This window comes from Sphingomonas sp. 66-10, from assembly GCF_001897045.1.
Classification (GTDB): Bacteria; Pseudomonadota; Alphaproteobacteria; order Sphingomonadales; family Sphingomonadaceae; genus Sphingomonas; species Sphingomonas lycopersici.
On record NZ_MKRR01000133.1, the window covers coordinates 351123 to 356606 of the forward strand.

Below are 5484 nucleotides of genomic sequence, written 5' to 3' on the forward strand. Positions count from 1 at the left end.
CGCTGCTGCCCGAAGGATATGAGAAGAACGGCCCGAAGCTGAAGGAGATTCAGGACAAGGCCACCGCGGCGATGGTCCGCGATGTCGCGCATCAATTCCTCACCCCGGCCAATCGCACGCCGACGCTGGTCGATCATGTGCTGATGTTCGATTCGGTGGCGGGCAAATATCTGCCCGATCGCGCGGTGCTGATCGCCGAGGGCAAGGTCGCCGCGGTCGCCGCGGGCGGGTCGATCAAGCCCCCCGCCGGCGCGATGGTGATCGACGGGCGCGGCAAGACGCTGTCGCCGGGGCTGTGGGATTCGCACCAGCATGTCGGCGACGACTGGAACCTGCTGCAGAATGTCGCGACCGGGATGACCAATTATCGCAGCCCGGGCTCGCTGATCGACGACGCGCACAGCATCTACAGGCGCCGCGCGGCGGGCGATCTGCTCGCCCCCGACGGCAAGATCTCGGTGATCATCGATCGCAAGGACCCGCTCGCCGCGCAGGGTGCGCTCACCGTCTCCTCGGCGGCGGAGGCGGTCGCCGCGGTCGACAAGATCAAGCAGGCCGGGCTGTGGGGCGCGAAATTCTACACCTCGATGAATCCGGCGTGGATCGCCCCGGCCGCCGCCGAGGCGCACAAATTGGGGCTCCACGTCCACGGCCATATCCCCGCCGGGATGCGCCCGCTCGATGCGGTGCGCGCGGGCTATGACGAGGTCACCCACATCAATTTCATCATGATGCAGGCGATGCCGCAGGAGGTGGTCGACAAGGCCAATACCGCCGCGCGGCTCGAAGGCCCGGCGAAATACGGCAAGGACGTCGATCTCGATTCCCCGGCGATGACGGCCTTTTATGCCGAACTCGCCAAGCGCGGCACGATCATCGATCCGACGCTGACGGTGTGGGAGCCGATGATGACCTCCGACGGCTCGGCGATCTCGCCCGAATATGCGCCCTTCGCCGATATCGCGCCGCCCGCGGTCGCGCGGAGCTGGCGGGTCGGCGGCTATCCCTTGTTCGGCGGGCTGACGCGCGACGATTTCCGCAAGAGCTTCGACAAGATGGTCGGGCTGGTCAACCGGCTGCACAAGGCCGGGGTGCGGATCGTCGCGGGCACCGACGGCTATGGGCTCGAGCTGGTGCGCGAGCTGGAGCTCTACCAGCAGGCCGGGCTGAGCAACGCCGAGGCATTGCAGACCGCGACGATCATCCCCGCGCGGATAACCGGGATGGCCGATCGCGCCGGATCGATCGCGCCGGGCAAGGCCGCCGACATCATCCTCGTCGACGGCGACACCTCGAAGGATCTCGGCACCCTCCGCCACGTCAACACCGTGTTCCTCGACGGCTATCGCCTCGACGGCACCGCGCTGCGCACGGCGAGCGGATTGAGCGGGATGCCGAAGTAAGAAAACGGGGGCCCGGGGCTGGATCGGCGCCGGGCCCGGACATTCGTGGGCGGCTATGATCCGTTCGCCCTGCGCTCGTCGAAGGGCTGTCCTTCTTCGTCGGAAGAAAAAGCCAGGGCTTCGACAAGCTCAGCGCGAACGGAGAGGTCGTCCCGATCTGAGGCGCGATGCTCAAACGCGCATCAGATCCTTCCCCACCACCACCGGGCCGCGGTAATTCTTGCGGATCGCCGCCAGCGCCGCCGTTTCGTCGAGATCCTCCGCCCCCGGCGCCATGCCCAAATGGGTCAGCACCAGCTTGCCCACCTTGGCCCGCGCCGCCAGCGCGCCGACATTCTCCGGGGTCAGATGCTCCAGCTCCATATGCCGGATCATCGGGGTGACATCGACGCTCTTGTCCGCGCTGCGGCTTCGGATATCCGCGACCACCCCCGGCAGGTCGATGATCTCGCTGATCAGCACGTCGGCACCGCTGGCCAGCGCCTCCACCGCGGGGCTCGGCCCGGTATCGCCGGTATAGACGATGCTGCGCCGCGGCGTTTCGAAGCGATAGGAGAAGGACATGTCGTGGCCATAAGGCCGCGCCGGCAGGTGCATCGTCGCATAATGCGTATTCTCGACCGCGGTCACCCGCAGCATCTCGTCGCGATACACCTCCACCGGCCCCGGCTGGGTGATATCCTTGCCGAAGAAGAATTTGTCGGGCGGCGGCGAATGCGCGCTCTCGCCGCGGAAGATATCCGCCTGGATCGCGATCGCCTTGATGCTGCTGTCGATCACCGTCTGCGTCCCCGGTGGGCCGTAGATCGGCACCGGGGCGCTGCGCAGCCGCTGCATCGCCGCCTGTACCCAATCGAGCGACAGGAAGGCGGCGATCCCCGCGGTATGATCGAGATGGAGATGCGAAATGAACGCGGCGTCGATCCGGCTCGGCGCGACCCCGGCCTGCACCAATTGCCGCGTCACCCCCGCGCCGAGATCGATCAGATAGGAACGATCGCCGACCTGGAGCAGATTGGCCGGCTGCATCCGCGTCTTGCGCATCACCGGCCCGCCGCCGGTCCCCAGCAATATCCAGCGATCCTCGGGCGTGGTCGCCGCGCGCAGCGGCGCGGCCGAGATCGCCGCCCCCGCCAGCGCGCCACCCAACAGCCCCCTGCGCGTCATCTCCATCTGCGGCTCTCCGTTATTCTATGGGGTCGAAGTGCCGCCAGACCTATCCCCGCGCACAGAATACTTCAACTACTAAGGATGTCACTCACTCGACCTTCGCCCAGAAGCTCTTGCCGATCGTATCGTAGCGCCGCATCGCCGCGATCATTTCCGCCCGCAGCGCGGCATCGACCATCTCGGCGGGCAGCAAGGGATCGGTGTTGATCGTGCGGATCACCGACTGGCCGAGCAGCAACGTCTCGCGCGCCGCCTCGACGGTCGTCATCGCGGCGAGGCGATCCTCGCTCGCTGCCATCTCGTCGATCCAGTGCCGGTAGCGCGCCGCGATCGCCGCCGCCGGCCATAGACCGCGGAACGCCGCCTCCTGCGTCGCGAGCGCGCGCACGTCGCCGAGGATCGTCGCGGTCTCGTCGAGCCCGAGCCCGACGAGGCGCGCGGCGAAATCCTCGAGCGACAGCGCCAGATTGTCGGGCCGCACCCACAAGCCGCTTTCCGCGCGCGCCAGCCCGTTGAGCCGCAACGCGCGCTCCTGCGCGCGCACCTGCCGGCGGTCGCTGCGCCCGAGATGATCGACCGCTACGACGATCCAGCGTCCGTCCCACGCCCGGACGCGCGATTCCGCCTCGGCCCAGCCGCGCGCGACGCGATTGAGCGCCAGCCCCTCGCGCCCGATCGCATAGACCCCGCGCTCGACCTGCTCGACCATCTCGTCGCGCACCAGCCGCCCCAGCGCCATCCGCATCGCCGCGCCGTCGACCCCGCAGATTTCGGCGCGGCGCGCCAGCGCCGCCGCGCGCATCGGCCGCGCGCCGCTGGTCGACAGAAAGGCCAGCGCGAGCGTCCGCGCCGACAAGGGCTCGCGCCAGTGATGTAACGATATTTGACTCACAAAGCCATTTCCTGTTACAACTCCGTTCGACAGCCCGAAGGACCCGCACGATGCCCCGCGATCGGTTCACCGACTTTCTCAGCAAGGATGAACTGGCACAATTGACGCGTACCTCCAATGCGTGGGGCTGGTGGACGCTCGCCGTCAACTGGGCGCTGATCGCGGGCGCCTTCGCGCTGGCGATCGCCTGGCCGAATCCGCTGACGATCGTGCTCGCGGTGCTGGTGATCGCCGGCCGGCAACTCGGGCTCGGCATCATCGTCCACGATTGCGCGCATCACGCCTTGTTCAGCGGGCGACGCTTGAACGAGACCGTCGGGCAATGGCTCGCCGCGGTGCCGATGATGAGCTCGCTGCCCAAATATCGCAGCTATCACCTCAAGCACCACCGGTTCGCCGGCACCCCGAACGATCCCGATATCGGCTTCGTCCAAAGCTATCCGGTCGCGCGCGAATCGTTGCGCCGCAAATTCGCGCGCGATCTGACCGGGCGGACCGGATTTCGCGATCAATTGCTCGCCTTCCGCCGTTTCCGCTTTGCCGAACAATGGCCTTGGCTGGTGTTTCAGGCCGGTCTGTTCGCGATCCTCGCGCTCGCGGGCGGCTGGTGGGCCTATGCCTTGTGGTGGGTGGCGTTGCTGTTCGTCTATCCCGCGATCGTCCGGCTGCGGCAGATCGGCGAGCACGGCGTCGCGACCGACCGCAGCGACACCGATGCGCGACTCAATACCTCGACCACCTTGGTGCGCTGGTGGGAACGGCTGTTCGTCGCGCCCAATAATGTGAGTTACCATCTCGAACACCATCTTGCCGCCGGGGTGCCGCCCTATCGGTTGCGCGAGATGCACCGCCTGCTGAAAAGCCGGGGATTTTACGAGGGTTACGCCTGTATCGCGACCGGCTACGGCGATGTGCTGCGGCGATCGGTGAAGGCCGCGCATCAACCCGCCTGACGCGCGCCCCGGCATCTCGTCGCAATTGATTTGCGAAACGCTAGCGCGCTGATACGCCCGTGCCGGGTTCAAGGGTGGGGTGCGTTACATGCGCGGCAAGCGGCTTATCGGCGTGGCGATCATCGCAGCGACAATTCCCACGGCAGCCTTCGCCGACGATCCGCGCGATCCCTCGATGCGCAGCGCCGACGCGCATGCCCGCGACAGCGAGCAAACCCGCCAGCTCAACCTCCAGGCCGCCGCCGCCAACCGCGGGCCGCGTTATCATGTCGTGCGCCCGGGCGGTTACGAGGATGCCGATTATGTCGCGGCATCGCGTGACCACGACCGCGATATGGATCGCTATGCCCGCAGCCGCGCGCAATATGAGCGCGAGATGGCCGAATGGCGCCGCGCCGTCGCGGCCTGCCGCGCAGGATATTACGACGCCTGCGACAATTGAGGCGCGCGAAGGCGCAACCGCGGTGACGCGGTTGAGCCCGCGACGCTAACGATCAATTGTCGTCGTCGTCATCGTGATGCCAGCGATGTTCGCGTTCCCAGCGGCGCTGCATCCAATAGCGCCGCGCACGTTCGCGCTCCCATCGCTCGCGGCGATCGCGCCAGTCGTCATGCCGGTAATAACCGCCATCGCGATCCCGATAAAAAGACCGGTCGTAATTATAACCCTGGTTGTAATAGCCCCGGTCATAATAGGGACTGTCCGACCCGACATAGACACCCCAGCTTTGCGCCGAAGCGACCGAAGGGATCGTTGCGAAAGCACTCCCGGCAAGGATGGCGATCAAGGGGATTGTGATCTTCATGGTCCCACTCCTCTACGCTTGTTCGATAGGAGCGGGTCTAGCAGGGCACGTCTTTTCGCACGCTGAACTGGCCTGGCAGCCGGGGTTCACCAGCATTGCACGGATTTAATGGAGCGGTAGCCGCGCCACCGCGTGCGCCACCGCCACCACCACGACGCACGCCAGCAGCGTCACCCATGGCAGCACCCCCGCGCGCCGCACCGTCGGCGGCTCGGCAACCCCGTCGGCGCGCACCGGGAACCGCCCCTTGTCCTGCACGA

The 5484-nt window shown here is 66.8% G+C and carries 6 protein-coding genes; 3 read left to right on the forward strand and 3 right to left on the reverse strand.

All coding sequences use genetic code 11. The annotated features are described in order from the left end of the window. A partial coding sequence (locus tag BGN95_RS15595) for an amidohydrolase family protein (protein ID WP_286773230.1) occupies positions 1–1403 on the forward strand: 1403 nt, incomplete at its 5' end. A gap of 171 nt (positions 1404–1574) precedes the next feature. Here the strand turns inward: BGN95_RS15595 and BGN95_RS15600 are convergent. Together BGN95_RS15600 and BGN95_RS15605 are read right to left on the reverse strand one after the other, a co-directional pair. After that, positions 1575–2576, reverse strand: a complete 1002-nt coding sequence (locus BGN95_RS15600; RefSeq protein ID WP_265311855.1) for an MBL fold metallo-hydrolase — start codon at positions 2574–2576, stop codon at positions 1575–1577. 85 nt (positions 2577–2661) lie between these two features. Continuing rightward, the gene (locus tag BGN95_RS15605; RefSeq protein WP_265311854.1) at positions 2662–3465 is read right to left on the reverse strand and encodes a PaaX family transcriptional regulator C-terminal domain-containing protein; all 804 of its coding nucleotides are present in this window, start codon (positions 3463–3465) and stop codon (positions 2662–2664) included. 50 nt (positions 3466–3515) lie between these two features. On the opposite strand from BGN95_RS15605, the gene BGN95_RS15610 reads away from it, so the two are divergent. Beyond that, a complete protein-coding gene (locus tag BGN95_RS15610) occupies positions 3516–4418 on the forward strand; it encodes a fatty acid desaturase family protein (RefSeq protein WP_286773231.1) in 903 nt (300 codons plus the stop codon). An 88-nt stretch (positions 4419–4506) separates the two neighbouring features. Further along, positions 4507–4860, forward strand: a complete 354-nt coding sequence (locus tag BGN95_RS15615) for a hypothetical protein (protein ID WP_179515537.1) — start codon at positions 4507–4509, stop codon at positions 4858–4860. Positions 4861–4912: 52 nt separating this feature from the next. Here BGN95_RS15615 and BGN95_RS15620 read toward each other — a convergent pair whose 3' ends face one another. Further along, positions 4913–5224 (reverse strand): hypothetical protein, encoded by a 312-nt coding sequence (locus BGN95_RS15620; RefSeq protein ID WP_286773232.1) that lies wholly within the window; start codon positions 5222–5224, stop codon positions 4913–4915. Positions 5225–5484: the final 260 nt, after the last annotated feature.